The organism is Micromonospora sp. CPCC 206060 (assembly GCF_036906895.1).
Lineage (GTDB): Bacteria > Actinomycetota > Actinomycetes > Mycobacteriales > Micromonosporaceae > Micromonospora.
In genome coordinates, this window is the sequence record NZ_JBAKHU010000015.1 from 56,335 (window position 1) to 83,099 (window position 26,765).

23 protein-coding genes are annotated in these 26,765 nt (G+C 71.4%); 12 read left to right on the forward strand and 11 right to left on the reverse strand.

Annotation, left to right across the window (positions count from 1 at the left end):
• The first annotated feature begins 14 nt into the window (after positions 1-14).
• The 3 genes from V6U90_RS13000 (at position 15) to V6U90_RS13010 (ending at position 1,702) form a co-directional block, all read left to right on the forward strand.
• Positions 15-722 (forward strand): VOC family protein, encoded by a 708-nt coding sequence (locus V6U90_RS13000; protein ID WP_334434986.1) that lies wholly within the window; start codon positions 15-17, stop codon positions 720-722.
• A 45-nt stretch (positions 723-767) separates the two neighbouring features.
• On the forward strand, positions 768-974 hold the full coding sequence (locus V6U90_RS13005; protein ID WP_334434988.1) for a hypothetical protein: 207 nt from the start codon (positions 768-770) through the stop codon (positions 972-974).
• A 440-nt stretch (positions 975-1,414) separates the two neighbouring features.
• A complete protein-coding gene (locus V6U90_RS13010; RefSeq protein WP_334434990.1) occupies positions 1,415-1,702 on the forward strand; it encodes a hypothetical protein in 288 nt (95 codons plus the stop codon).
• 315 nt (positions 1,703-2,017) lie between these two features.
• On the opposite strand, the gene V6U90_RS13015 is transcribed toward V6U90_RS13010, so the two are convergent.
• A complete protein-coding gene (locus tag V6U90_RS13015; RefSeq protein ID WP_334434992.1) occupies positions 2,018-2,386 on the reverse strand; it encodes a DUF4180 domain-containing protein in 369 nt (122 codons plus the stop codon).
• Complete coding sequence (locus V6U90_RS13020) at positions 2,379-2,840, reverse strand: helix-turn-helix domain-containing protein (RefSeq protein WP_334434994.1); 462 nt, start codon at positions 2,838-2,840, stop codon at positions 2,379-2,381. The genes V6U90_RS13015 and V6U90_RS13020 overlap by 8 nt, the downstream gene beginning before the upstream one ends.
• Before the next feature lie 127 nt (positions 2,841-2,967).
• Here V6U90_RS13020 and V6U90_RS13025 point away from each other — a divergent pair, with 127 nt between their 5' ends.
• The 6 genes from V6U90_RS13025 (at position 2,968) to V6U90_RS13050 (ending at position 12,998) form a co-directional block, all read left to right on the forward strand.
• A complete protein-coding gene (locus V6U90_RS13025) occupies positions 2,968-4,605 on the forward strand; it encodes a DUF5722 domain-containing protein (RefSeq protein ID WP_334434997.1) in 1,638 nt (545 codons plus the stop codon).
• A gap of 370 nt (positions 4,606-4,975) precedes the next feature.
• Positions 4,976-6,631: a potassium-transporting ATPase subunit KdpA gene (kdpA, locus tag V6U90_RS13030; RefSeq protein WP_334435000.1), complete on the forward strand. Its 1,656-nt coding sequence runs from the start codon at positions 4,976-4,978 to the stop codon at positions 6,629-6,631.
• Between the two features lie 20 nt (positions 6,632-6,651).
• A complete protein-coding gene (gene kdpB, locus V6U90_RS13035) occupies positions 6,652-8,844 on the forward strand; it encodes a potassium-transporting ATPase subunit KdpB (RefSeq protein ID WP_334435114.1) in 2,193 nt (730 codons plus the stop codon).
• Positions 8,844-9,725, forward strand: coding sequence for a potassium-transporting ATPase subunit C (locus V6U90_RS13040; RefSeq protein WP_334435004.1), 882 nt, complete (start codon positions 8,844-8,846; stop codon positions 9,723-9,725). The genes kdpB and V6U90_RS13040 overlap by 1 nt, the downstream gene beginning before the upstream one ends.
• A gap of 40 nt (positions 9,726-9,765) precedes the next feature.
• On the forward strand, positions 9,766-12,318 hold the full coding sequence (locus V6U90_RS13045) for a sensor histidine kinase (RefSeq protein ID WP_334435007.1): 2,553 nt from the start codon (positions 9,766-9,768) through the stop codon (positions 12,316-12,318).
• A complete protein-coding gene (locus tag V6U90_RS13050; RefSeq protein ID WP_334435010.1) occupies positions 12,315-12,998 on the forward strand; it encodes a response regulator in 684 nt (227 codons plus the stop codon). The genes V6U90_RS13045 and V6U90_RS13050 overlap by 4 nt, the downstream gene beginning before the upstream one ends.
• 23 nt (positions 12,999-13,021) lie before the next feature.
• On the opposite strand, the gene V6U90_RS13055 is transcribed toward V6U90_RS13050, so the two are convergent.
• Positions 13,022-13,957 carry an STM4015 family protein gene (locus tag V6U90_RS13055; RefSeq protein WP_334435012.1) on the reverse strand — a complete coding sequence of 312 codons (936 nt, stop codon included), beginning with the start codon at positions 13,955-13,957 and terminating at the stop codon, positions 13,022-13,024.
• Positions 13,958-14,332: 375 nt separating this feature from the next.
• Here V6U90_RS13055 and V6U90_RS13060 point away from each other — a divergent pair, with 375 nt between their 5' ends.
• Together V6U90_RS13060 and V6U90_RS13065 are read left to right on the forward strand one after the other, a co-directional pair.
• Positions 14,333-15,943, forward strand: a complete 1,611-nt coding sequence (locus tag V6U90_RS13060; protein WP_334435014.1) for a family 43 glycosylhydrolase — start codon at positions 14,333-14,335, stop codon at positions 15,941-15,943.
• A 108-nt stretch (positions 15,944-16,051) separates the two neighbouring features.
• Entirely contained in the window at positions 16,052-18,859 is a 2,808-nt protein-coding gene (locus V6U90_RS13065) for an FAD-binding and (Fe-S)-binding domain-containing protein (RefSeq protein WP_334435016.1), read from the forward strand.
• Here V6U90_RS13065 and V6U90_RS13070 read toward each other — a convergent pair.
• The 7 genes from V6U90_RS13070 to V6U90_RS13100 all read right to left on the reverse strand — a co-directional run bounded on the left by V6U90_RS13070 (position 18,849) and on the right by V6U90_RS13100 (position 24,712).
• Positions 18,849-19,520, reverse strand: a complete 672-nt coding sequence (locus V6U90_RS13070) for a class I SAM-dependent methyltransferase (RefSeq protein ID WP_334435018.1) — start codon at positions 19,518-19,520, stop codon at positions 18,849-18,851. The two genes, V6U90_RS13065 and V6U90_RS13070, sit on opposite strands and share 11 nt — an antisense overlap.
• Before the next feature lie 32 nt (positions 19,521-19,552).
• Entirely contained in the window at positions 19,553-20,575 is a 1,023-nt protein-coding gene (gene pip, locus V6U90_RS13075) for a prolyl aminopeptidase (protein ID WP_334435020.1), read from the reverse strand.
• Between the two features lie 90 nt (positions 20,576-20,665).
• Positions 20,666-21,169 (reverse strand): hypothetical protein, encoded by a 504-nt coding sequence (locus V6U90_RS13080; RefSeq protein ID WP_334435022.1) that lies wholly within the window; start codon positions 21,167-21,169, stop codon positions 20,666-20,668.
• A gap of 122 nt (positions 21,170-21,291) precedes the next feature.
• Positions 21,292-22,650: a hypothetical protein gene (locus V6U90_RS13085; protein WP_334435024.1), complete on the reverse strand. Its 1,359-nt coding sequence runs from the start codon at positions 22,648-22,650 to the stop codon at positions 21,292-21,294.
• The gene (locus V6U90_RS13090) at positions 22,647-23,399 is read right to left on the reverse strand and encodes an ATP-binding cassette domain-containing protein (protein WP_334435027.1); all 753 of its coding nucleotides are present in this window, start codon (positions 23,397-23,399) and stop codon (positions 22,647-22,649) included. The genes V6U90_RS13085 and V6U90_RS13090 overlap by 4 nt, the downstream gene beginning before the upstream one ends.
• Positions 23,400-23,419: 20 nt before the next feature.
• Positions 23,420-23,569, reverse strand: a complete 150-nt coding sequence (locus tag V6U90_RS13095; protein ID WP_334435029.1) for a hypothetical protein — start codon at positions 23,567-23,569, stop codon at positions 23,420-23,422.
• A gap of 300 nt (positions 23,570-23,869) precedes the next feature.
• Entirely contained in the window at positions 23,870-24,712 is an 843-nt protein-coding gene (locus V6U90_RS13100) for a hypothetical protein (protein ID WP_334435031.1), read from the reverse strand.
• Positions 24,713-24,986: 274 nt separating this feature from the next.
• Between V6U90_RS13100 and V6U90_RS13105 the strand changes: the two genes are divergently transcribed.
• Positions 24,987-25,181 carry a CsbD family protein gene (locus V6U90_RS13105; RefSeq protein WP_334435034.1) on the forward strand — a complete coding sequence of 65 codons (195 nt, stop codon included), beginning with the start codon at positions 24,987-24,989 and terminating at the stop codon, positions 25,179-25,181.
• 59 nt (positions 25,182-25,240) lie between these two features.
• Here V6U90_RS13105 and V6U90_RS13110 read toward each other — a convergent pair whose 3' ends face one another.
• Positions 25,241-26,659 (reverse strand): KamA family radical SAM protein, encoded by a 1,419-nt coding sequence (locus V6U90_RS13110; protein ID WP_334435037.1) that lies wholly within the window; start codon positions 26,657-26,659, stop codon positions 25,241-25,243.
• Positions 26,660-26,765: the final 106 nt, after the last annotated feature.

The window sequence follows — 26,765 nt, forward strand, 5'->3', positions numbered from 1 at the left end:
CTCTGGAGGCTCAGGTGACCACATCCTCCGTACCGGCGGTACCCGGTGGCGTCGCACTCGTCACCGCCGATGTCGACGCCGCCCGCACCTTCTACGCTGCCCTGCTCGGCTGGACGTACGCCGAGTCGGCCAGCGGGACCACCGCGGTCGCGGGTGGGGAACCCGCCGCCGAGCTGCACTCCGGTGCCGGCCCGGCACGCTGGTGGACGGTCTTCACCGTCGACGATCCCGAGGCCGTCCGCGCCGCCGCCGTCCGTGCCGGAGCCCGCCTCGACGGCGACGACGTACACGATCCGCTCGGTGGGCACTTCCGTCTCCGCGCCGCCGCTACCGCCGTCGTGCCCGGGCCCGGTCGCCCCTGCTGGTACGAGTACATGACAACCGTCCCCGGTGACGTCGAACGGTTCTACACCGACGCCCTGGCGCTGGAGGCCAGCGTTCCGCCCGGTGCCCCCGACGACTCGTACGCGCTGCTGACGGCCGGCGGCCGTCCGGTCGCCGGCCGCCTGGCGCTGCCCGCGCCGCTGGACACCCTGCTACCCGCCGGTTGGATGGTGTACTTCGCCGTGACCGACCCGGACGGGGTGGCCGAGCAGGCCCAACAACTCGGCGGGCGACTGCTGGTGCCACCACGTGACGTGCTGACCGGTCGGGTCGCCGCGATCGCCGACCCGGCGGGCGCGGTGTTCACCGTCATCCGGCCCGCCTCGACCCCGGCCTAGTCGCCGGTCCCGGACGGCCACCGGTCGTCCGGGACGGTGTCGTCCGTGCTGTTCTCGGTTCGCCCCGACAGGAGCATGGACCGCGACGGAGAGATCCGCGAGCTCGCGGAGCACTTCAGGCAGGCTCCCGCGATCTTCCTGGTGTGCGTCGACGGGCACCTCGACTGGATGGCGCCGCTGGACGAACCGTCGTGGCGGTGGAGGGACCGCCGACCGGATCCGTCCACTTCGGATCAACCGGACCGCCGTTGACGATCCAACAGCCGGCCCTTGCTGGCTCGGCTCCAGCCCACTGACCAGGGGGTACCTGGCGGCGGAGCGTGGCTCACGCTCCGCCGCCCCGGCTCGGACGACCGCCGCCCATACCGTTCCAGGGCGGAACCAGATATCGTCATGTGGGCGGACGATGATCATGGCGTCGCCCAGTAGTATCGCGGCAGCCCCGGTGCCTGACGGCCGGGACAGTGGATCAGGCGACATATGGACGGGTGGGTCTTTCGTGCAGGCGGACGACGCGTCGCCACGAGGTGGCGACCGCCTCCGCGGCCGGGTGTCGTCGACCGGTCCGGTGGTGGGATCGTCCTGACGGGGTACGGGTGGCGGCGGACCGGGATCGAGGGCGAATGCCCTCCGATCCGCCATGACCTGGACGGATATGGCGGAAGAACGAACGCGGCGAGGTGGACGAGGGTATGTCGAACAGTCGAACCGGCTACCGGCTGGTGCGCCGGGCAGGTGACGCCGCGCCGGTGGCCTCAAACGCGCAACCGTTGGACAGCGCGTTGGCGGCGTTCCAGGAGCAGGTCCGGGCCGGCGGGTACGGGCCGTATGACGGTCGGCGGCTGATGGTGGTGTCGGACGAGGAGTGGAGCGCGTCCAGCGGGCAGCCCTTGTCGAGGCCATCCGGCTCGGCCTCCGCCCCGACGCCGCCTGCCCCACGCTGGCGGAACCTGTTCAGCAGGCTCCGCTCATCCCGGTGAGACCGCCTGATGCGGTGGGCCCGGCACGGGCCGACCGCAGCCCTGGCCGGCCGCTGCCTCGTCAGGGGCCGGTACCCAGGCTGCCCGGGGAACGCGTGGCCGTCACCGCTCGACCCGGCGGCCCGGCCCGAGCAGGTCGAGACGGCACGGTGCTCGACGCGAGCGCGCCCCGGGACTGACCCGTACCGGGGCGCAGTTGACCAGCCCACCGCCAGGAGCAGAACCCAGTGTCCTAGGACGCCCTGCAGGTGGTGGCGTGCCTCCGCACTCGCGGGCAGCTACCCGCTGGCACCGATCTGCGCGCAGCTGCCCGGGTCAGGCTGTGGCCCGCAACCGGGCGTCGAGGGCGTCGAGGTCGGGGACGAACCACACGTGGTCGGCCCGGTTGGATTCGTGGACGAGGGCCCGCAGGGCTGCGCTGGCCGTGAGGTGTCGGGATATGTCACCGATGACGACCAGGCGGAGCCGGTAGTTGACGAACTTCTGCATGATCTCCCCGGCGAACTGGGTGCCCAGGGAGAAGAAGCGTTCGTCCAGGCGCTCGGCCGGTACGGCCACCACCTCGGCGCCGAGGAACGCCGCGCCGATCAGGTCCAGCGCGTCCTGCATGGTGGCCACCAGCGGACCGTCCGGGTCGCAGACCAGCACCGGTACCCCGGCGCGGTGCTCCACCACGTCAGGCACCGTCGCCCCCCGGGGTGAGTAGGCCGTTGTCGCCGTCGAGGACCGCCTCGACCAGGCGCAGCAGTTCGGAGGTGGCGGCGACGCCGCCCAGGATCACGATCTTCATGCGATGGCGTTCCTCGTCGTGGATGGTCTGGATGCGGAGTGGTTCGGTGGGCTGCTCGGTGGTCTGCGATCCGGCCAGCAGCAGGGTGCTCAACCGGTCGGCGGCGGCCCGGTCGACACCGTCGATCTGCACGATGCTCGACACCTCCACCAGGCCGATGCCGGCGGGCCGGGCGGTTGGCGGCTGCCGCTGCCCGGTCAGCGCCTCAAGGGCGCTGCGGGTGATCCGGTACTGCTTGCCGATCCGGGTTGCGTTGAGTCGGCCGGTGCGGATGTAGCCGCGCACGGTGCGTACGTGGAGGTCGAGCAGGTCCGCCACCTGCTCGACCGAGTACATTTCTTCCTTCATCGTCACCAATAATAGCTGGGTAAGCAGTGGATAGGGAAGTTTAGGGTAGGGGGTGGGATGGGTGCGGCGTGCCCGGCGCCAGGTCCAGCCGGTTGACGGACCGCGGAGACCGGGATGGCATATATCAATGTCCTTCACATCCTGGATGGGTCTCGGCCGCGTCACACTCGCGGTCGTCAGTGCCCTGACCATCTCCGTCGCCGGGCTCACCCCACCGCCGGCCACCGCCGTCCGTCCCGACCAACCGGCCACCGGCAACACCGCCACCGACGGTGCCCCCGCCGCCACGGCCCTGGCCTACCCGACCCGCTCCGACTACCGGCTCAAGGGCATCCAACCCGACTTCTGGTCGAACCCGACCGAGATCGCCGGTAACAACGCCGGTGGCGTCTCGATGAACCTGGTCTGGGCCGACTGGCAACCGACCCGCCGGTACGCCCCCTGCGGCGCTGGCGAACAGCAGTACGACGGGCAGTGCTTCTGGGTCGTGCCGGCGGTCGACACGGCGATCCGGGACTGGACCGCCCGGGGCCTGGTGGTCACCGCCATCGTGTACGGCGTACCCGGCTGGGCCCGCACCACCCGACCCTGCTCACCCGTGGGACCCGGGTACGAGATCTTCTGCGTGCCCGACAACCCGGCCGACTACGCCCGCTTCGCCGGCTTCCTCGCCTGGCGGTACAACGGCATGCAGGGCAACGGCCGGATCGCCGACTTCGTCATCCACAACGAGGTCAACGCCAACGCCTGGTTCGACATCGGCTGCGGGCAGGGCACGGCCTGCGACACCAACCAGTGGATCGGCATCTACTCGGCCAACTACAACGCCGCGTACGACCGGATCACCGCCGAGCAGGCCACCGCCAAGGTGCTCGTCTCCCTCGACCACCACTTCGGGCCGGCGTACGACCAACCGGCGGCCCACTCGGCCCTGCTCTCCGGGCAGACCCTGCTGCGGGGCGTCGCCGCCAACGCGGCCGGCCGGGCCTGGCGGGTCGCCTTCCACCCGTACCCGCCGGACCTGTTCTCCCCGACCTTCACGGCCCGCGACTACCCGAAGGTCACCTTCGGCAACATCGGCGTCCTGGTCGGCTGGCTGCACGCCACCTTCCCGGGCACCCCGTCGGCCTGGCAGGTGCAGCTCACCGAACAGGGCGTCAACTCCGGCACCGGCTCCAGCGAGGCCGCCCAGGCCAGCGCCCTGTGCCAGAGCTTCCGCAACATCCTCGGCACCCCACACATCGAGAGTTACCTGTACCACCGGATGCAGGACCACCCGGCCGAGGGCGGACTGCAACTGGGGCTGCGCCGCAGCGACGGGTCGGCCAAGCCGGCCTGGGCCACCTGGGCGCTGGCCAACCGCACCGACCTGAACCCGCCGCAACTGTCCTGCGGGTTCGAGCACCTGCCCTACACCGTGCTGACCCGGGCCGTCCGCAACGGGTACGGCCACGTGGCCAGCAGCCGGCAACTCCCGGCGGGCTTCACCCCGGAGGGCACCTGGCGGCTGCTGCGCAACCCGGCCGCCGGCACGGTGCTGCTCTTCGAGTGCCAGGTCGGCAACCACTCGATGCTCACCCGCTACGCCAACTGCGAGAACCAGTTCCCGCTCGGCCCGGTCGGCTACGTCCACACCACCCAGCTGGCCGGCACCGTGCCGCTCTACCGCTGCTACGTGCCGGCCAACGGTGACCACTTCGTCAGTCCCCAGTCGAACTGCGAGGGCCACCGGACGGAATCACTGCTCGGCTACGGGTACGCCTGATCCTCGGCGGGCGCCGCCGACCATCCGGCGGCGCCCGCCGTGACCTGCTTCACCCGGCCGGTCGGCGGCGTGAAAACCGCGTCAAGAAACGCGTCAGCACCGTCAAGGTCGCGTTATGGACCCTGTCGCCGGCCCCGGGCACGGCGGTGCAATGGCCCGGCACGGTCGCGCGGCGGCCGTGGCGATCCGTCCCGCAACGAGGAGCCGGCTGTGCCTGACGTGGTGTTCGTACTGGTGACGGTGGCGCTGTTCGCAGCGCTCACCCTGGTCGTCCGGGCGGTGGAGAAACGGTGACCGCCGTCGGTCTGGTGCTGGCGACCGGGCTGGGCGTGCTCATGGTCGCCGCCCTGCTGTTCCCGGAGCGTTTCTGATGGGTACCACGACAGCCGGTGCCATCGTCGTCCTGTCCCTGGTGGCGGCGCTGGTCGCCGTGCACCGCCCGTTCGGTGACCACATGTACCGGGTGGTGTCCGGCAACCGGCACTCGCGATTCGAGCGGGGTGTCTACCGGCTGGTCGGTGCGGATCCGGCCGCCGGGCAGCCCTGGGGTGTCTACGCCCGTAGCGTGCTGGCCTTCTCGGCCGTGTCGGTGCTGTTCCTGTACGGCCTCCAGCGGGTGCAGGACCACCTGTGGCTCTCGCTCGGGTTCGACCCGGTGGTCCCGCACGGGGCGTGGAACACCGCGGTGTCGTTCGTGACGAACACCAACTGGCAGTGGTACTCGGGCGAGTCGACGATGGGTCACCTGGTGCAGATGGCCGGGCTGGCGGTGCAGAACTTCGTCTCCGCCGCCGTGGGTATCGCCGTCGCGGTGGCCCTGGTCCGGGGCTTCGCCCGCAGCCGCACCGGCGACCTCGGTAACTTCTGGGTCGATCTGACCCGGATCATTCTGCGGATCCTGCTGCCGGTCGCGGTGCTCGGCGCGCTGGTGCTGATGGCCGGCGGTGTGGTGCAGAACCTCTCCGCCGGTACCGACGTCACGACGCTGACCGGCGGCAGCCGGACGATCACCGGCGGACCGGTGGCCAGCCAGGAAGTGATCAAGGAACTGGGCACCAACGGCGGCGGCTTCTACAACGCCAACAGCGCCCACCCCTACGAGAACCCGACGGCGTGGACGAACTGGCTGCAGGTCTTCCTGATCCTGCTGATCCCGTTCAGCCTGCCCCGGGTGTTCGGCCGGATGGTCGGGCAGCACCGGCAGGGCCACGCGATCGCTGCGGTGATGGCCATCCTGGCGGTCGCCAGCATCACGCTGACCAACGGCTTCGAGCTGGCCGGCGACGGTACCGTCCCGCAGGCCGTCGGCGCCGCCCTGGAGGGCAAGGAGGTCCGCTTCGACGTGTCGAACTCGGCCACCTTCGCCGCTGCCACCACGTTGACCTCCACCGGCGCGGTGAACTCGTTCCACGACTCGTACACCGCACTGGGCGGCATGATGACCCTGGGCAACATGATGCTCGGCGAGGTGGCGCCCGGCGGCGTCGGTTCGGGTCTCTACGGCATGCTGGTCCTCGCCGTGATCACGGTGTTCGTCGCCGGTCTGATGGTCGGCCGCACCCCCGAGTACGTCGGCAAGAAGATCGGCTCCCGGGAGATCAGGTTCGCCGCGCTGTACTTCCTGGTCACCCCGGCGCTCGTGCTGGTCGGCACGGCCACGGCCTTCGCCACCGGCAACAACGCCACCGCCCTGAACACCGGCCCACACGGCCTGTCCGAAGTGCTCTACGCGTTTACCTCGGCCAGCAACAACAACGGATCGGCGTTCGCCGGCATCACGGTGAACACCCCGTGGTGGAACACCGCCCTGGGGCTGTGCATGCTGCTGGGCCGGTTCCTACCGATCATCTTCGTGCTCGCGCTGGCCGGCTCGCTGGCCCGTCAGCAGCCGGTACCCGCCTCCGAGGGCACGCTGCCGACCCACCGGCCCCTGTTCGTCGGCATGGTCGTCGGCGTCACGGTGGTCCTTGTCGCGCTGACCTTCCTGCCCGCCCTCGCGCTCGGCCCCCTCGCGGAGGCGCTGTGACCACCCTGGGAGACAAGGACATGACCACCACCATTCCGACACCGCGCGGCACCGCCGTGCCCACCGCCGGCCCCCCGACCACCCGGGGTGACCGCCCGGGCGGGGGCCTGCTCGACCCGGGGCAGTTGATCAGGTCGCTGCCCGACGCGCTGGGCAAGCTCGACCCGCGCACCCTGTGGCGCAACCCGGTGCTGCTGATCGTCGAGATCGGCGCGGCGTACACCACCGTGCTCGCGGTGGCCGACCCGTCGGTGTTCGCCTGGGCCATCACGGTCTGGCTGTGGCTGACCGTGCTCTTCGCCAACCTGGCGGAGGCGATCGCCGAGGGCCGGGGCAAGGCCCAGGCCGCGACCCTGCGACAGGCCAAGCAGGACACCATCGCCACCCGGCTACCCGGCTGGACACCCGGTGCCGCCGCCGACAGCCACCGGGACGAGGCGGTGCCGGCGCCGCAACTGCGGCAGGGTGACATCGTCCTGGTCGAGGCCGGGGGCATCATTCCCGGTGACGGGGATGTCGTCGAAGGCATCGCCAGCGTGGACGAGTCGGCCATCACCGGTGAATCGGCGCCGGTGATCCGGGAGTCCGGCGGTGACCGCAGCGCCGTCACCGGCGGCACCCGGGTGCTGTCGGACCGGATCATCGTCCGGATCACCCAGAAACCGGGGGAGAGCTTCATCGACCGCATGATCGCCCTGGTCGAGGGCGCCAACCGGCAGAAGACCCCGAACGAGATCGCGCTGAACATCCTGCTCGCCGCGCTGACCATCATCTTCCTGCTGGCCGTGGTGACGCTCCAGCCGCTGGCGATCTTCTCGAAGGGCTACCAGGGGGCCGCGCCGGACACCGGGGCGATCACCGACACGGGTGTCACCGGCGTGGTGCTGGTGGCCCTGCTGGTCTGCCTGATCCCGACCACGATCGGCGCGCTGTTGTCCGCGATCGGCATCGCCGGCATGGACCGGCTGGTGCAACGCAACGTCCTGGCGATGAGCGGACGGGCGGTGGAGGCCGCCGGTGACGTCAACACGCTGCTGCTGGACAAGACCGGCACGATCACCCTGGGCAACCGGCAGGCCGCGCAGTTCCTCCCGGTCGAGGGGGTCGACGTGGCCCGGATCGCGGACGTGGCGCAGCTGTCCAGCCTCGCCGACGAGACCCCCGAGGGCCGTTCGATCGTGGTCCTCGCCAGGGCCGGGTTCGGGCTGCGTGAATGCGAGCCCGGCCTGATCCCGCACGCCACCTTCGTGCCGTTCACCGCCCAGACCCGGATGAGCGGCGTCGACCTCGGTGCCGCAAGCACCGACGGCGGGGTACGCCGCATCCGCAAGGGCGCCGCCACGGCGGTGATGAAATGGGTACGCGACCACGGCGGTCACCCCACCGATCAGGTCGGCCGGATCGTCGACGAGATCAGCGGCGCGGGCGGCACGCCCCTCGTCGTCGCCGAGCACGTTGACGGGGAGCCCGCCCGCGCCCTCGGGGTTATCCACCTCAAGGACGTCGTCAAGTCCGGCATGCGGGAACGGTTCGACGAGATGCGCCGGATGGGCATCCGCACGGTGATGATCACCGGTGACAACCCGCGGACCGCGCAGGCGATCGCCGACGAGGCCGGGGTGGACGACTTCCTCGCCGAGGCCACCCCCGAGGACAAGCTCGCCCTGATCAGGAAGGAACAGGAGGGCGGTCGGCTGGTCGCGATGACCGGCGACGGCACCAACGACGCACCCGCCCTCGCCCAGGCCGACGTCGGTGTCGCCATGAACACCGGCACGTCGGCCGCCAAGGAGGCCGGCAACATGGTCGACCTCGACTCCGACCCGACCAAGCTCATCGACATCGTGGAGATCGGCAAGCAGTTGCTCATCACCCGGGGCGCGCTGACCACCTTCTCCATCGCCAACGACATCGCCAAGTACTTCGCGATCATCCCCGCCATGTTCGCCGGCATCTACCCGGGCCTGGACGCGCTCAACATCATGCGGCTGTCCAGCCCCGAGTCGGCCATCCTGTCGGCGGTCATCTTCAACGCGGTCGTCATCGTCGCGCTGATCCCCCTCGCGCTGCGCGGCGTGCGCTACCGGCCCGCGTCGGCGTCGCAGTTGCTCAGCCGCAACCTGCTGCGCTACGGCCTCGGCGGGATCGTGGCGCCGTTCGTCGGCATCACGCTCATCGACCTGCTCATCCGGCACATCCCAGGGATCTCATGATGCGTCTACCCAGTTGGCTCTCCGCACACCTGGCCGCCCTGCGCGCCCTGCTCGTCCTCACCGTGCTGCTCGGCGTCGCCTACCCGCTCGCCCTGGTCGCGGCCGGCCGGATCCCCGGCCTCGCCGACCGGGCCGACGGATCCCTGGTCGAGGTCGACGGCAGGACCGTCGGCAGCACCCTGATCGGCCAGTCCTTCACCGACGCCGACGGCAACCCCGTCCCGCGCTACTTCCAGTCCCGCCCCTCGGCCGCCGGTGACGGCTACGACCCCACCGCCACCGGCGCCAGCAATCTCGGCCCGGAGAGCGTGGTCGACACCATCGCCGCCGACCCGGCCCGGTCGACCCCGAGCCTGCTCACCCGGGTCTGCGCCCGCAGCCGGGCGGTCGGGGACCTCAACGGCGTCGACGGCCGGCGCCCGTACTGCACCGCCGACGGGGTCGGCGCCGTGCTGGCGGTGTTCCGCGCCGACGGTCTCACCGGTCCGGTCTCCCGGGTGGTGAGCGTCAACCAGACCGCCCCCGCCACACCGTTCGTCACCACCTGGCAGGGGGTGCCGGTGGAGGTGGCGCAGCCCGGCGAGGACTACGTCGCGGCCGGCGGCCTGATCACCCCGGTCCGCGGCGACGCCCCGGACACCCCCGCCGTGCCCGCCGACGCGGTCACCGCCAGTGGCAGCGGCCTCGACCCGCACATCAGTCCCGGGTACGCGGAGATCCAGGTCGCCCGGGTGGCGCGGGAACGCGGCGCCGACCCGGCGGCGGTCCGCCGGCTGGTCGCGGCGCACACCACCGGCCGGACGCTCGGCTTCCTGGGTGCCCCGGCCGTGAACGTGCTCGCCCTGAACCTCGCCCTCGACGAGCGGTTCCCCGTCCGCTGAACCCACCCAGGTGCGAACCCCACCAGGAAGGATGGTCGGCGTGCCACGAGGTGAGCTCCGTATCTACCTGGGTGCCGCCCCCGGTGTCGGCAAGACCTACGCCATGCTGGAGGAGGCCCAGCGCCGCGCCGAGCGCGGCACCGACGTGGTGATCGGCCTGGTCGAGACCCACGGCCGTCCGCACACGGCGGCCATGGTCGGCGACCTGGAGCAGGTGCCCCGCCGCACCATCGCCTACCGCGGCACCGACCTCACCGAGCTGGACCTCGACGCTGTCCTGCACCGCCGCCCCGAGGTCGCCGTGGTCGACGAGCTGGCCCACACCAACGTGCCCGGCTCCCGGCACGACAAGCGCTGGCAGGACATCCAGGAGCTTCTCGACGCCGGGATCACCGTGCTCTCCACAGTCAACATCCAGCACCTGGAGTCACTCAACGACGTCGTCGCCCAGATCACCGGTACCACCCAGCGGGAGACCGTGCCCGACGCCATCGTCCGCGCGGCCGAGCAGGTCGAACTGGTCGACATGACGCCCGAGGCACTGCGCCGGCGGATGGCGCACGGCAACATCTACCGCCCGGACCGGATCGACGCCGCCCTCGGCAACTACTTCCGGGTCGGCAACCTCACCGCCCTGCGGGAGCTCGCCCTGCTCTGGCTCGCCGACACCGTCGACGACCAGCTCGACCGGTACCGCAGCCAACAGGGCATCTCCGACACCTGGGAAGCCCGGGAACGGGTCGTCGTCGCGCTCACCGGCGGTCCCGAGGGGGAGCCCCTGATCCGGCGGGCGGCCCGGATCGCCGCCCGCAGCAAGGGCGCCGACCTGCTGGCCGTACACGTGGCGCGCAGCGACGGCCTGGCCGGCGCCGACCCCGCCCGGCTGGCCCGGCAACGGATCCTGGTGGAGAGTCTCGGCGGCACGTACCACCAGGTGCTCGGCACCGACATCCCGGCCGCGCTGCTCGACTTCGCCCGCGGCGTGAACGCCACCCAGCTGGTCCTGGGCGCCAGCCGGCGGGGCCGGGTCGCGCAGCTGTTCTCCCGGGGCGTCGGTGTGACCACCACCGCCCTGTCCGGACCGATCGACGTCCACCTGGTCACCCACCCCGAGGCGGGGCGGGGGCGGCGGGGCGCCGCCGTGCCGGCGGCACTGTCGCGGCGGCGCCGGCTGCTCGGTTTCGCGCTGGCCGGGCTCGGCATGCCGGCGCTGACCCTGCTGCTGCGGGCGCTGCCGGACCTCACCCTGACCAACGACATCCTGCTCTTTCTCGTCGGGGTCGTCGGTGTCGCCCTGGTCGGTGGCCTGTGGCCGGCGCTGGCCGCCGCGCTCGGCGGCTCGCTGCTGCTGAACTGGTTCTTCACCCCGCCCTACCGCACGCTGACCATCGCCGAGGTCGACAACCTGCTCGCCCTCGCCGTGTTCGTGGCCGTCGCGGTCGCGGTCAGCTGGGTCGTCGACGTCGCCGCCCGACGTACCAGGGAAGCGGCCCGGGCCGCAGCCGACGCGCAGACCCTGGCGACCGTCGCCGGCAGCGTGCTGCGCGGCGAACGGCCCCTGCCGGCGCTGCTGGACCGGCTGCGGGAGACCTTCGCGTTGCGGGCGGTCAGTGTCCTGGAGTTGGCCGCCGAGGCACACGGCCGGCCCGCCCGGGACCGGGAGGAGACGGCGTGGCGGGTCGTGGCCAGCGTCGGTGAGGCACCGGCGGGCAGCCCGAGCGCGGGGGAGACGGCGGTACCGGTCGACGACCGGCTCACCGTCGTCCTGTCCGGACGACGCCTGGAGGCCGCCGACCGGCGTATCGTCGAGGCCTTCGCCGCCCAGGCCGCGGTCGCCCTGCGGCAGGAACGCCTCGCCGAGGAGGCCGCCACCGCCCGGCCCCTCGCCGAGGCCGACCGGATGCGTACCGCGTTGCTCGCCGCGGTCAGCCATGACCTGCGTACCCCGCTCGCCTCCGCGAAGGCGGCGGTCACCAGCCTGCGCAGCCCGGATGTCGAATTCGACGCCGAGGACCGCGCCGAGCTGCTCGCCACGGCCGAGGAGTCCCTCGACCGGCTGGCCCGGCTCGTGGCCAATCTGCTCGACATGAGCCGGTTGCAGGCCGGCGCCCTCGGTATCCGTACCACCGCCGTCGGGCTGGAGGACGTGGTGCCCCGGGCCCTGGACGAACTCGGCCCGCCGGCAGCCGACGTCCCCACCGATATTCCCGCCCACCTACCCGCCGCGCTCGCCGACCCCGGGCTGCTGGAACGGGTCCTGGTCAACATCGTCGCCAACGCGCTGCGACACAGCCCGCCCGGTCAGCCGCCCACCATCACGGCCAGCGCGCACGCGGGATCCGTGGAACTGCGGGTCATCGACACCGGCCCCGGCATCCCGCAGGACCAGTGGGAGCATGTCTTCCTGCCGTTCCAGCGGCTCGGCGACCGGGACAACCAGACCGGCGTCGGCCTCGGCCTGGCCCTCTCCCGTGGCCTCGCCGAAGCCATGGGCGGAACCATCACACCCGAGACCACCCCCGGCGGGGGGCTGACCATGGTGCTGCGGCTTCCCGCCGCCACCGCCGGCATGTCGGAAGGGCCGCACGAATGACCCGCATCCTGGTCGTCGACGACGAACCGCAGATCCTGCGTGCCCTGCGGATCAACCTGCGGGCCCGCCGCTACGACGTCGACATCGCCGACACCGGCACCGCCGCGCTCCGGATGGCCGCCAGCCACCCACCGGACCTGATCGTGCTCGACCTCGGCCTGCCCGACCTCGACGGCATCGAGGTCATCCGGGGACTACGTGGCTGGACCGGCGTACCGATCATCGTGCTCTCCGGCCGGGCCGGCAGCGCGGACAAGGTCACCGCCCTCGACGCCGGGGCGGACGACTACGTCACCAAGCCCTTCGGTATCGACGAGCTGCTCGCCCGGATCCGCGCGGTCAGCCGACGCCTCGGTGCCACCGCCGACGCCGGCACCGCGACCGCGCGGGTCGGCCGGCACACCGTCGACCTGGCCGCCCGGATGGTCACCCGCGACGACGGCACCGACGTCCGGCTCACCCCCACCCAGTGGGGTGTGCTGGAGAAGCTGCTCCGGCATCCCGGCAAACTCGTCAGCCAACGCCAGCTCCTGCACGACGTGTGGGGGCCGGAATACCAGAACGAGACCAACTACCTGCGTCAGTACATGGCTCAGCTCCGCCGCAAACTGGAGGACGACCCCGCCCGTCCGCGCCACCTGATCACCGAACCGGGGATGGGGTACCGGTTCCAGCCCTGAGCCGGCGCCGGTACCCGCACCGGCTACTCGGCGACGGCCGTGTACCGGTACGACCTGCCGTCGTAGCTGTGCGGCACCTGGGCCTCGGACAGGTCCACCTCGACGCCCGGCAGCTGACCGGTGATCCGCTGGCCCTGCTCGGGCGAGAGGAAGTGGTGGTGCAGGTCCAGCCGGTCCAGATGGGTCAGCGGCTGCCCGGCCAGCAGCGCGGCGGCGCCGTCGTCGGTGAGGGTCCCCATCGACAGGTCGAGCACGGCCAGTCGGGGTACCACCGGGGCCGCGCCGACCGCCGCCGCGACCGAGTCGGCGATCGTGGCGTTGCGTAGCCCCAGGTAGCGCAGCGCCGGCAGGCCCTGACCGTCCAGGATGCCGGCCAGGTCGTCGACGGTGACGTCTCCGCCGTAGTCGTCGACCCCGAGCCAGAGTTCCAGGTGGGTCAGCGCGGGCAGGTCACAGCCGCCGATGGCGCGGACCACCCCTGCGGGCAGGCCACCGGACTCGACGGCCAGTTCCCGCAACCCGTCGTGCCGCAGCGGCTCCAGCCGGAGGCCCTGCGCGCCGCGTATCCGCAGCACCCCCAGCTGCGGGTACGCGGTCAGCAGCGGGGTGACGTCGTCCTGGTTGATCCAGGAGATCTCGCACTGCTCACCGACGAGGTCGGCGAGGAAGACCGCGCGTAGCCCGGTGAGCCGACCGGCGGCCCGGGCCAGGAGCTCGACGGGCGGGGGCTGCTCGTACGCGGTGCCCCACTCGCCGATGACCAGTGCCCGCACGGTGTGCGCCGGGACCTGCTCCAGGAACGCCGCGAACAGTTCGGCGAACTCCTCCGGCGGGGCGTCGAAGTCGTCCACCTCCAACCGCCAGGCCACCGCCGCCGGGTCGTCCGGCAGGGCGCCGCCCGGGGTGAAGGGCGTCACCGGCAGCCCGGCGAACGTCGACAGATGGGAGTAGATGGCCACGGGTACCTCCGGTCGGACTGGATCCAGCGGCGGCACGTTAGCAGCGGGTGCCGACACCGGCCCGGCGGTGGCCGGGTTCGGCGGGCCCTCACGATCAGCGGGGTGGCCAGCGCCAGGCGGTCGCTGCCGAGTTCCTCGCCGTTGATCAGGGTGAGCAGCATCCGGGTGGCCATGGCGGCCGTGTCACGCCACCGGACCAATCCATCGATGTTCACCTCTTGACCGTGCTCCGGCTGGCTCCTTAGGCTGATTTGGTCCGAAACTTCCCCCGAAAACTGCCGGATCCCGTCCGGTGCCTGACCGGACGACCGAGAGGACGGTGGTCCACGACCGGGTTCGGCTGCTGACCCGCTGTCGCACAGGAGGGGAGGTCCGATGTTCCGCGGGACCACCGGTCGGCCCGCAGTCCCAGTCCCGCCCCCGGTCACCGGGCCGGTGCTGCCCGGCCTCTACCCGGATCCGTCGGTCGTGCGGGTCGGCACCGACTACTACCTCGCCACCCCGACCTTCGAGTGGTACCCGGGCGTCCGGGTGCACCACTCCCGGGACCTGGTGCACTGGCGGTCCCTCGGCGGCATCCTCACCGACCGCCGGCTGCTGGACCTGACCGGGGTGGAGGACTCCGCCGGTGTCCGGTCACCCTGCCTGTCCTGGGCCGACGACCTGTTCCACCTGGCCTTCACCCACCTGCCCGGCGTCGCCGGCGGGTACCGGGATCCGCAGAACTACGTCCTCACCGCCCCGTGGATCACCGGCCCCTGGTCCGACCCGGTCCCGGTGCACGCCCACGGCGCCGACCCGTCGCTGTTCCACGACGACGACGGCAGCACCTGGCTGCTGGCCGTGCACGCCGACTGGCGGCCCGGCCGGGACCGGACCGCCGGCATCGAGATCCAGCGCTACGACCGGACCGCCGGGCGGGCCATCGGCCCGGTCCGGCTGATCCTGCGGGGAACCGCCGGGACCACCGGCGGCCCACGCCTGTACCGCCGCGGAAACTGGCACTACCTGGTCACCGGCGGGAGCCGGGCGGACGGTACGCCCCGGGTGAGCGTGGCCCGGTCCCGGGACCTGCTCGGCCCGTACCGGCTGGATCCGGCCGGACCGCTGCTTACCGCGGTCACCCGTCCCGGGCTGCCGGCGTCCCGGGCCGGGCACGGCAGTCTGGTCGCCACCCCGGACGACCGGTGGTACCTGGCGTACCCCGCCGGCCGCCCGGACCCGGCGCCCGGCGCCGGTGCGCCCGGCCGGGAGGCAGCCCTGCAACCGGTGCGGTGGACCGTCGACGGTTGGCCCCGCGTCAACGGCGGCGGGCCAGTCGGCACGGCACCGGCCCCGGACCTGCCGTCCGGGTCGGTCGAACCGGAGGTCGACGACTTCGACGCACCCACCCTCGGCCCGATGTGGTCCACCCTGCGCCGGCCGGCCACCCCGGACTGGGTCAGTCTCACCGCCCGCCGGTCCCACCTGCGCATCGCCGGCGGCCAGTCACCCGCCGGTCGGCATCGGCCCAGCCTCGTCGCCCGCCCGGTCACCGACCCGAACTTCCTGCTCACCGCCGTACTGGAGTTCCGGCCGGCCACGTACCGGCAACTCGCCGGGGTCACCGGGTACCACGACAGCCGTAACTGGCACTACGCGTACGTCACCGCGACCGACGCCGGGGACCGAATACTGGAGGTGCTCAGCTGCGCCTCCGGCCGGCTGGTCCCGCACCCGGAGGCGACCGTCCGGCTGGGGGAACGGGCCCGGATCGGCCTGCGGATCCGGTTCGCCGGACCGGTCCTGCGTTTCGGTTGCGACCTGGGCGACGGGTGGCGGGACCTGCCACCGGTCCTCGACGCCTCGATCCTCGCCGACCGGCCCGCCGGGGCCGGCGGCGCCGGGGCCTTCGCCGGGCTGTGGGTGCAGGACATCGGCGCCGACGGCGGCTACGCCGACGTGGACTCGGTGACCTGTCGGACCGGACCGGCGGCCCGGTACTGACCACCGCGCGCCCCGGTGAGCGTGCCGGCGTCGATGCACGGACACTCGTCGACGACAAAAACGGTCTTGACCTAAACTGCCCTCTGGTCCGCCGGGAGAGGGAGCCGCGTGAGTCGTACCGATCAACGAACCGTCGACCCGGTGCTCGCCCCGTTCGCGGCGGCCATCCCTGGCGGGGTCCACACCCGGGCCGTCGACCGGCTCCGTTACGCCCACGACGCCTCGCACTACCTGCTGCACCCGCAGGCCGTACTCACCCCGACCAGCATCGACCAGGTCGCCGGACTACTGCGGGCCAGCCGGACCGCCGGGGTACCGCTGACCTTCCGCTCCGGCGGCACCAGCCTCAGCGGCCAGGCCGTCACCGACCAGATCCTGGTGGACACCCGCCGGTACTTCCGGGACCTGACCGTGCTCGACGACGGCCAGCGGGTCCGGGTACAGCCCGGGGTCACCCTGCGTCAGGTCAACAACCGGCTCGCGCGGTACGGCCGCAAACTCGGCCCCGACCCGGCCAGCGAGTCGGCCTGCACCGTCGGTGGCGTGGTCGCCAACAACTCCAGCGGCATGACCTGCGGCACCGAGTTCAACACCTACCGCACCATCGAATCCCTGGTCCTGGTCCTGCCCAGCGGCACGGTCATCGACACCGGCGCCCCGGACGCCGACGACCGCCTGCGCGCCACCGAACCCGACCTGCACGCCGGCCTGATCCGGCTGCGCGACCGGGTCCGTGGCAACCCCGACTCGGTACGCCGGATCGGCGCCCAGTACGCCATGAAGAACACCATGGGCTACGGGCTCAACGCGTTCCTCGACTTCACCTCGCCCGCCGACCTGCTCACCCACCTGGTCGTCGGCAGCGAGGGCACCCTCGCCTTCGTCGCCGAGGCCACCTTCCGCACCGTACCCGTGCACCCGCACGCCGCCACCGGCCTGCTGCTGTTCGACACCCTCCAACAGGCGATGGCCGCCATGCCGGACCTGGTCGCCGCCGGCCCGGCCGCCATCGAACTGCTCGACACGGTCGCGCTGCGGGTGGCCCAACTGGACCCGCAGGCCGACCGGACCCTGCGTGACCTGCCCGTCCGGCAGCACGCTGCGCTGCTGATGGAATGGCAGGAGAGCGACCCCGACGCACTGGCCGACCGGGTACACGCCGCCGGTGACCTCCTCGCCGGACTGCCGCTGGCCGGCCCGGCCCGGCTCAGCGGCGAACCCGCCGCCCGCGCCGCGCTCTGGCACATCCGCAAGGGGCTCTACGCCACCGTCGCCGGTGCCCGCCCCTCCGGCACCACCGCTCTGCTGGAGGACGTCGCCGTACCGGTGGCCGCGCTCGCCGACACCTGCGTCGAGCTGACCGCGCTGTTCGACCGGTACGGCTACACCGACAACGTCATCTTCGGCCACGCCAAGGACGGCAACCTGCACTTCATGCTCACCGAGCGGTTCGAGCACGGTGAACCGCCCGACCGGTACGCGGCCTTCACCGAGGACATGGCCGACGCGGTGCTGGCCCGGGGCGGCACGCTGAAGGCCGAACACGGCACCGGCCGGGTGATGGCGCCCTACGTCCGCCGGCAGTTCGGCGCCGAACTGCACGCGGTGATGCGCGAGATCAAACAGCTCTGCGACCCGGCCGGCCTGCTCAACCCCGGGGTACTGCTCACCGACGACCCCACCATCCACCTGCGCCACCTCAAGACGGTGCCGCAGGTCGAACCGGAGGTGGACCGCTGCGTCGAGTGCGGCTACTGCGAACCGGTCTGCCCCAGCCGCGACCTGACCACCACGCCCCGGCAGCGGATCGTGCTGCGCCGGGAACTGGCCGCCGCCGAAGCCGACGGAAACACCGACCTGGCCCGGCAGTTGCGCGCCGACCAGGACTACGACGTGGTCGACACCTGCGCGGTCGACGGCATGTGCGCGACCGCCTGCCCCGTCCTGATCGACACCGGTGACCTCGTCAAACGGTTGCGCGGCGAACGGCAGGGCGGCGCCGCGCAGGCCGGGTGGCGGGCCGCCGCCCGACGGTGGGGGAGCACCACCCGGGTCCTCGCCCGCGGCCTCGACCTGGCCGGCGCCCTGCCACCCGGGCTGCCCGAGACGGCCACCCGCGCCGGGCGGGCCGTGCTCGGCGCCGAGCGGATCCCGCAGTGGCAACGCGACCTGCCCGGTGGCGGCACCGTACGCCGGCCCCGGCACGTCGACGCCCCGCACGCGGTGTACGTCCCTTCCTGCCTGAACACCATGTTCGCCTCCGCCGACGGCGGGGCGGGCGTGACCGGTGCCCTGCTCGCCCTGGCCGACCGGGCCGGGGTGCGCCTGCTCGTCCCGGACGGCGTCGCCGACCTGTGCTGCGGCACTCCCTGGTCCTCCAAGGGCCTCACCGGCGGGTACGCGACCATGCGGGACCGGGTGCTGCCGGCGCTGCGCGAGGCCACCCGGGACGGTGAGCTGACCGTGGTCACCGATGCCGCCTCCTGCACCGAGGGATTCGACCGGCTGCTCGCCGTGACCGGGTCCGACCTGCCGGTACGCGACGCGGTGGCGTACGCCGCGACCGACCTGCTGCCCCGGCTGACCGTGCGTCGCCGGTTCGGCTCGCTGGCCCTGCACCCGACCTGCTCGTCCACCCGGTTGGGGATCAACGACGCGCTGCTCACGGTGGCCCGCGCGGTCGCCGACGAGGTGGTGGTGCCGGACGGCTGGCAGTGCTGCGGGTTCGCCGGGGACCGGGGCCTGCTACACCCCGAGTTGACCGCCGCCGCGACCCGGGAGGAGGCCCGGTCGGTCGCGGCCGGTTCGCACGACGCGTACGCCTCGGCGAACCGTACCTGCGAGATCGGGCTGGCCCGGGCGACCGGGCAGCCCTACCGGCACCTGCTCGAACTGCTCGACGAGGTCACCCGCTGACCGGTCCGGTCGGTTCGACCGGCTTGCTGGCGATCAGGATGCCCTGCGGGGTCTTCTCGGTGTCCTCGGGCTCCTTGACGACCGTGGCCCACAGGTCGAAGCCGGCCCCGCGCAGCAGCTCCGCCACCTCGTCGGGCCGCTGCCGGTGAAAGTGCAGGTCGACCGGCTTGCCGAGGATCTCGTCCCGGTGCAGGATCTCGTCACCGACCTGGAAGACCAGCATCAGCTGCCCGCCCGGTGCGAGTACCCGGTGGAACTCGGCCAGCACCTCCGGCCGCCGGGACCAGGGCACGTGGATGATCGAGTAGTAGGCGAGCAGCCCACCGAGGGAGGCGTCCGGCAGCTCCAGGTCGAGCATGGAGCCCACCTCGAAGCGCAGCCGCGGGTACGTCCGCCTCGCCAGCGCGACCATCGCGGGCGACAGGTCGATGCCGAACGCGTCCAACCCGAGCCGGTGCAGCAGGATCGTCACGCGGCCCGGTCCACAGCCGACATCGGCGACCGGACCGGACCCACCGGCGCGTACCCGCTCGGCGAAGGCGGCCAGCAGCGCCCGGTCGAGGGGTCGGCGCTGCATCTCGTCGTGCAGCAGGTCGGCGTACTCGACGGCCATGGCGTCGTAGGAGTCCCGGGTTTTTTCGAGGAACGAGGCGTCGGACATGGTGCGCAACAGTAGTACCGGTCGTCGGGTCGTCATCCCCGGCCGGCGGGTGGCGCCGACAGCAGGTCGGCGAACCGGTCGGTCGCCCGGATCAGTTCCCGGGCTATGCCCGGCTCCCGGGCGGAGTGGCCGGCGTCCGGCACCACCCGCAGTTCTGCCTCCGGCCACCGCCGCGCCAGGTCGTACGCGTTGATTGCCGGACAGCAGAGGTCGTAGCGGCCCTGGATCAGCACGGCCGGCAGGTGCCGGATGCGGTCCACGCCGTCGAGGAGCTGCGTGTCACTGTCGAGGAAACCGCCGTGCACCCCGTAGTGCGACAGGATCCGGGCGATCGGCAGGGCCTGCTCGTCCCCGGTCAGGTGCGCGAGCAGTTCGGGATCCACCTGCAGTGCCGAGTTCACCGCCTCCCAGCGGCCCCACGCCGCCGCGCAGGCGCGCGCCTCGGCGGTGTCCGGTCCGTGCAGCCGTCGGTGGTACGCGGCCAGGATGTCGTGGCGTTCGGCCTGGGGGATCGGGGCCGTGAAACGGTCCCACTCGTCCGGTTGCAGATGGTGCAGGCCGCGCTGGTAGAACCACTCCCGTTCGCTGCGCCGCATCAGGAGGATGCCGCGCAGGATCAGGCCGGTGACCCGCTCCGGATGTGCCTGCGCGTAGGCCAGACCGAGGGTGGTGCCCCAGGACCCGCCGAAGACCAGCCACGATCCGATCCCCAGCCGTCGGCGGATCACCTCCATGTCGTCGACGAGGTGCCAGGTGGTGTTCTCCACCAGGCTGCCGAACGGGGTGCTCCGTCCCGCGCCGCGCTGGTCGAACAGGACGACCCGGTACCGGCCGGGGTCGAAGAACCGACGTGCCGCCGGCACCAGACCGCCGCCCGGGCCGCCGTGCAGGAAGACCGCCGGTACGCCATCCGGCCGACCGACCTCCTCCACGTACAGGTCGTGACCGCCGCCGACCGTGATCCGGTGTGTGGCGTACGGCTCCACCGGGGGGTGCAGGTGCCCGTCCGTGCCGGGCACCGCTGCTGACAGCTCGTTTCCACCGGTCTGGATCATCCTGCCGGTCTACCATGGGTGACCGTTCCGACGCGACCCGTGTCGTACCCGGCGGTCCGTCCCCCTCGGGCGTCCGTCCCTGGCCGGGAGTCAGGACGGCACGCCGTGGTTGGTGAGGGGGTCGGTTCTCCTGACCAGTGCGGCGGCGAGGACTGTGCTGCTGAGCAGCGCGACGCCGATCACGGTGGTAAGGCCGCTGAGCTGCACGTTGTAGAGGACGTTGTGCTCCCACGGGATCACGCCTGGACTGCTGAACACGATCACCACGATGAGGGTGGCGGCGAATGCGGCGAGGGCTGGCATGACGATCCCAGCCAGCAGGTAGGTGCCGAGTACGACGGTCCACGCTGCCACAAAGGCCGTCCTGTTGATCTGTTCCTGGAGCATCGGAGTGATCACGATCGGGCTGGCGGCCGCGAGCAGGCACACCGTGGCGAGCCAGAGGGTGCGTCCGGGTTGGCGTCGCCGCGAGCGCGTGGCTTCGAGGGACTCGACGCGGCTGTGCAGGCAGCGGGCGATCACTCCGGCGGGTATCAGGGTGGTCAGGACCGCGACCGTGTCCAGGGGGGAGCTGCCGGTGGGGGCGAAGTTCACCCCGAAGGTGGACAGCCGGTACCGGGCCGTGAGGGCGATGCCGAGCCAGACAAGCAGGTACGCGACGATGGCGCGCCCGGTGACACCGTGCGCCTTGACGTGGGCGCGCAGCAGGAACAGTCTCAGCGGTCCGCTCCGTCCCCGCAGGTGAGCACCGTCGGTCCGTTACGGCGGAACCACGCTGCCCGGTCGGCGTCGGACATCGCAGTGAACGCCTGGGTCCGGGTGGCGAGCGCCGCGTTCTCGGCTGTCGCGTAGTTGATGTTGATCTCACCGGTGTAGTTCGACCCGTCGGTCGGCAGGTTGTGGTGCCGCAGCCACCAGCCGTAGAGCATCATCGACCGGATCCTGGCGTCATCGAGCGACGCGGCGTTCTGCGGTGGCGCGGTGAGGCACGGCGTGAAGAACAGCCCGGTTCCGAGCCTGGCCACGAAGGCGCGCGGGTCGATCTCGTGTGCGGGCGACGTGTAGCCCTTGGTGATCTCGATGATGAGCTGGCCCGGCCCTGGGTCGGCTGCGGTCTCGGTGAACCGTTGTGCGTTGGGGAAGAGGGATGAGCTGTGCACGACGGTGCGCCCCGTCAACGACAACCCGTCGATGTGTCCGAGTCCCTGTCGCACCAGACGGTGGTACTGCGGGAGCAGGTGGTCGTGCGCGCGGTCGGTGCAGACGCGCGGGCTGTCCCCGAGGCACTTGATGGCGTACTCCTCGGGCACGTCGTAGCGGGCGCCGGCGACCAGGAAGGCGCCAGCGGCGGCGAACCCGGCCGCCAGCACCAGCGCGTACGCCAGCCGGTTACTCCTGAGGACCCAGGCCACCGCGGCCACGCCGAGTAAGACCCAGAGCGCGGTCTTGCTGACCAGGAGTTCGGTCGGGGGACGCAGATAGTCGCGCGCCGAATCATCCAGGCCGAACAGGTCACCGAAGAAGACCCGGCCGGTGGAGAGGTCGACGGACATCCCGACTGCCGGAAGCAGATAGGGGGCGGTCGCCGCTGCCACTGGTGCCACGACGGCTGGCAGGAACCGGCCGGCGACGACGCCGATCCCGGCACCCGCCATCGTCCATCCCGCTGCCGGCAGCATGTCCAGGACGTTGATGGTGCCGTGCGTGGCGCTGCGCTGGGTGGTCCATATTACGTAGGCGGCCACGACGACATAGCCGAGAAGACTGCCGCCGACCACCGCCGTCAGCGCGGCCCCGTACACACGCCAGGCCGAACGGGACGCGGTCGTCAGCATCGGCGCGTACCGGTTCCGTCGCGGCGTGGCGACCGCCCACGCGGCCGCCGCCGCAGTGACGCAGGCACCCCACAAGCTGGCGTACCGCAGGCTGCTGCTCGTGGTTCGCCAGTTGCCGATCCATTCCTCGGCGTTGAGAGCCGCCTGCGCCACGCCCTGCGTGGCGATCACCAGCGCCAGCAGCACACCCACCGCCAATGGGCTACGCAGGAAACTGCCCCGCGCGTACGGGATCCTCATCTGGCGCTGCCCAACACGGCCTGAAACCCTCGACGCAGGCCCTGTAGGCCCGACTCCGAACCAGCCAGTTCGATCAACTCCTGCGGCGTTCCCGACCACAGAAGACGGCCGTCATCAAGCACCATGATCCGTTGGGCCAACGCCTCTACATCTTCCAGCAGGTGCGTCGCGACCAGTACCACGGTCCGTGTCCGCAGCGTGCGGACCAGGTCGTGGAACTCCTCCCGCTGCTCGGGATCCAACCCTGCTGTCGGCTCGTCCAACACCAGTACCGCGGGCTCCGCGACCACCGCCGCAGCCAGGCCCGCGCGGCGCAACTGCCCCCCCGACAGCGTCCCAAGAGCCTGCCGGGCCTTGTCACTCAGACCGACCAGCGAGATCGTCTCCGACACCCGCCCAGCGAGGCGGGCACGCGGCACCTCCTTGAGCCAGCCCGCATAGCCCACGAACTCCTCCACACTCATCTGTGGAGGAAACCCGAACGACTGCGGCAACCAGCCGATATCCCGCAGAACCCCCCGCCCGCGCCGGCTGCCACCTCCTACCACGCGACCGTCCAGCAGCACGCGGCCGCCCACCGGCTGCGCCGCGCCCACCAATGCGGCGATCAAAGTGCTCTTCCCAGCGCCGTTACGGCCCAACAGCACCGTGGCGCCCACCCCGAGGTCGAAGCTGACCTGCTCCAGGGCAACCTTCCTCCCGTACCGGAAGGTGATCTTCTCAGCCTCGAACACGCGGGACGGACTCACGCCTCACACCCTAATCAGGATCAGTCGGGAATCAGCGCCGACAAGCTGCCACCCGGGCAGGCTGGTTGTTGATGCCGCGGCACACCCGGGCCTTCTCCCCGTCCGGCGAGCACCGCCATTCCGGCCGTCGGCACCACCAGCGCGACGACCGTCAGCACCGCAAACGTCACGACCTTTCCCCATACCCATTCGTCAAGGATCCTAGGATGCTCTACGGGCTGTGCGCCTGCGCATCCGTCCGTAGCGATCGCTCAGCCGCCTCGGGGCCGCTCTGAGCTTCCGCTGGGGGACCGGAGCGGGAACAGCGCCCACCGCATCCGATCTTGTGCGGACGGTGGGCGTCCAGAGTCGGGTGACGACACGGATGCCGAGCCCGACCTCGGGAAACAGGCGGACCTGGCCAGCTCGCCGATGTCCTCCGCTGCGTGCGGCGGACCCTGAACGCGCGAGTCACCGCGTCGGTGGTCCGGTCAGCGCGTTGGGAGGGCTCGCGTGACGGTGAGCAGCAGTGGTGAACGGACGCCGAGCCGGGCGGTGGAGTCGGCCACGATCTCAGCCAGCCACCCGATGGCGTCACACGACCACTCGGCCAGCTCTCCGCGCAGCACGACGCCATGCAGAGGCGGGCCGTTCCAGGAACGGTCGTCGAACGGTGGGCGGAGGATGGCCTCTTGGCCAGCGACGTCGTGGGACTCGCACACGAACACGTCCTGCATCAGGCGGCCAAGGTGGTCGGTGAGCTGCTGGGCGGCAGCGGGGATCGACGGATCCCGACCGCTGTTGATGTTGAACTCCACCATGGTCCTTGCTTCCGGGGCCCACTCGGCGAACCACTGCTTCGTCAGGATCGCCGGAATGGGCGCGTACGGCGGGCGCGACGCGGGGTCAAGCCCCTGGACTGGCAGCAGGACCTGGACCGCAGACAGGTGCGGCGTGCCGGCCCGTGCTGTCGCGTCGTACGCACACCGCAGAAAGGGCTGCACGGGTAGCGGCCGATCGTCAGCGACCGCGCTGGTTCCGACCTGGAACCACGAGATCAATCCCGCCCCGGGATCAGCGAGGGGATGGTCCCACCCGGCGTCGTTCATCCCCCACAGCCCAGGCGCGCGGAGCATGCGGTCCTCCACGCCGCCCCCGGCCGACCTGTCGTCGAGCCAACCCATGGCGATCGACCGGTGATAGAACAGCGAGTAGGCGTCGAGCTCCGAATCGGGATTGCGCCAGGCGTGCGGTACCAACTCGCCGTACAGGGCGGCGAACATGGTGCCCGCGGTCCGATGGGACCCGGGCACCAAGCCCGGCTGTGCGGTCACGCTGGATCCTCCTGGGCCATCTCGCAGCCGCGTTCCTTTTCCGAGGTAATTGGTACACCCGGCAGGCGTCGTCGTACCGGGTATCCGGCGTATCGCTCGTAGCCACGATCCCGCTCGTACCGGCCGCCATCCGAGCATAACTCTAGCTTCCTAGGACGCTATACACGTGGTGATCCACCTCGCATGACAAAGGTTTCTGGCAACCGCCAAAAGGGCACTACTTAGCTACGGGCGATAGCAGCCCCGAGCTGGACAATCACCAGAAGGAGCCGATATGAGCTTCGCGGACAAGGCCAAGAACAAGCTCGACGAGATGACCGGCGCGGCGAAGGAGAAGTTCGGCGACGCGACCGACAACGAGCGGCTCCAAGCCGAGGGTGCCACCCAGCAGACGGAGGCGCGTACCCGGCAGGCGGGGGAGCACGTGAAGGACGCCGGCCATGACGTGCGGGACGCCTTCACCCGCTGACCTCGGTAATGCGGAAGGCCCCCCAGAGTCCCGGGGGCCTTCCGCATTGTCTGTCCGGATCAGGCGGACAGGTCGTGCCGGGTCCACCACTGCTGGCCGGATTCGGGCAGCGTGTCGATCGGGTCGTAGTAGGCGTACCGCTTGTTGAGTGCCTCGGCGTCGGCGGACTCGATGGAGGTGCGGTAGTTCTTCGTCCAGTACGAGATGCCGCGCTCGCGGTCGTACTCGGTGAGCATGTGCACCCAGCGCTTGCCGACGAACGGTACGTCGCAGACGATCCGGGGGGTGGCGTACCCGGGCAGGTAGCCCATGATGTCGTGCTGGAGCTGCTGGGCGTGCCAGACCGGTACCCGCCAGTGTTCGGCGTTGGGGATCATGTCGCACATGTAGAAGTAGTACGGCAGGATCCCGGCTTCGCCCTGGAGCGCGAAGCACAGGTCTAGCAGGTCGGGGGCGGTGGCGTTGACGCCGCGCATGAGCACACCCTGGTTGCGGACGTCGCGTACGCCGACGTCGAGGGCGGTCTGTGCGGCCCGGGCGACCAGCGGGGTGATCGACTGGGCGTGGTTGACGTGGGTGTGGATGGCGAGGTTGACGCCCCGGCGGGCGGCGGTGCGGGCGACCCGCTCCAGGCCCTCGACGACGTCCGGCTGGAGCCAGTGCTGGGGCAGGCCCATGAGGGCCTTGGTGGCGAGCCGGATGTCGCGGATGGTCTCGATCTCCAGCAGCCGCATCAGGTACGACTCCAGGTTGCGCCAGGGGACGTTGGCGACGTCACCGCCGGAGACGACGACGTCGCGTACGCCGGGGTGGGCCCTGAGGTAGCTGATGTGGGCGTCGTACCGGTCGACGGGCTTGAGGCTGAGCTTGAGCTTGTCGACGGTGGGGGTGGAGTTGCCGACCAGGTCCATCCGGGTGCAGTGCCCGCAGTACTGCGGGCAGGTGGAGAGCAGTTCGGCGAGGACCTTGGTGGGGTAGCGGTGGGTGAGGCCCTCGGCGACCCACATGTCGTGTTCGTGGAGCGAGTCGCGGCTGGCGTAGGGGTGTGACGGCCAGTCGGTGCGCCGGTCGGAGGCGACCGGGATCATGTAGCGCCGGATGGGGTCGGCCAGGAAGGCCGCGGTGCTCATCGGTGCGAAGGGCACCATGGTGTTGAGCATCTGTGGCGGCACCAGCATGGACATGGTGGCCAGGGCGTTCTGGTCGGTGGCGAGGTCGTCGTAGAAGGTCTCGTCGACGGTGTCGCCGAGGACGTTGCGAAGCTGCTTGATGTTCTTGACGCAGTTGACCCGTTGCCACTGGGCGCTCTCCCACTGGTCGCGGGTGACGTGGCGCCAGCCGGGGAAGCGGGTCCAGTCGGGTTCGACCAGGGGGTTGCGCCGGTACTCGTAGGGCTGGCCGGCGGTGGGTGCCGGGGCGGGCACGTCCGGGGTGTGACGGGGGTGGGGGATGGTCCCCACCGGGTGGGTCTGGGTCACGTGCCCTCCTCTGTGCCGTGCTTTGCGAGTCAGCGGCCCGAAGGCTACTGGAAATTCTCCGGTGAAGAAATTAGTCTGCCGGAAGTTTTCCCGCGACGCGACCCTG

Excerpts from the sequence above, each read along its gene's own strand:
- V6U90_RS13010 (WP_334434990.1), top strand. The coding sequence starts at position 1,415 with ATGTCGAACAGTCGAACCGGCTACCGGCTGGTGCGCCGGGCAGGTGAC.
- V6U90_RS13085 (WP_334435024.1), bottom strand. The coding sequence starts at position 22,650 with ATGAGGATCCCGTACGCGCGGGGCAGTTTCCTGCGTAGCCCATTGGCG.
- V6U90_RS13070 (WP_334435018.1), bottom strand. The coding sequence starts at position 19,520 with ATGTCCGACGCCTCGTTCCTCGAAAAAACCCGGGACTCCTACGACGCC.
- kdpA (WP_334435000.1), top strand. The coding sequence starts at position 4,976 with ATGGGTACCACGACAGCCGGTGCCATCGTCGTCCTGTCCCTGGTGGCG.
- V6U90_RS13020 (WP_334434994.1), bottom strand. The coding sequence starts at position 2,840 with ATGAAGGAAGAAATGTACTCGGTCGAGCAGGTGGCGGACCTGCTCGAC.
- V6U90_RS13105 (WP_334435034.1), top strand. The coding sequence starts at position 24,987 with ATGAGCTTCGCGGACAAGGCCAAGAACAAGCTCGACGAGATGACCGGC.
- V6U90_RS13040 (WP_334435004.1), top strand. The coding sequence starts at position 8,844 with ATGCGTCTACCCAGTTGGCTCTCCGCACACCTGGCCGCCCTGCGCGCC.
- V6U90_RS13050 (WP_334435010.1), top strand. The coding sequence starts at position 12,315 with ATGACCCGCATCCTGGTCGTCGACGACGAACCGCAGATCCTGCGTGCC.
- V6U90_RS13025 (WP_334434997.1), top strand. The coding sequence starts at position 2,968 with ATGTCCTTCACATCCTGGATGGGTCTCGGCCGCGTCACACTCGCGGTC.
- V6U90_RS13060 (WP_334435014.1), top strand. The coding sequence starts at position 14,333 with ATGTTCCGCGGGACCACCGGTCGGCCCGCAGTCCCAGTCCCGCCCCCG.
- kdpB (WP_334435114.1), top strand. The coding sequence starts at position 6,652 with ATGACCACCACCATTCCGACACCGCGCGGCACCGCCGTGCCCACCGCC.
- pip (WP_334435020.1), bottom strand. The coding sequence starts at position 20,575 with ATGATCCAGACCGGTGGAAACGAGCTGTCAGCAGCGGTGCCCGGCACG.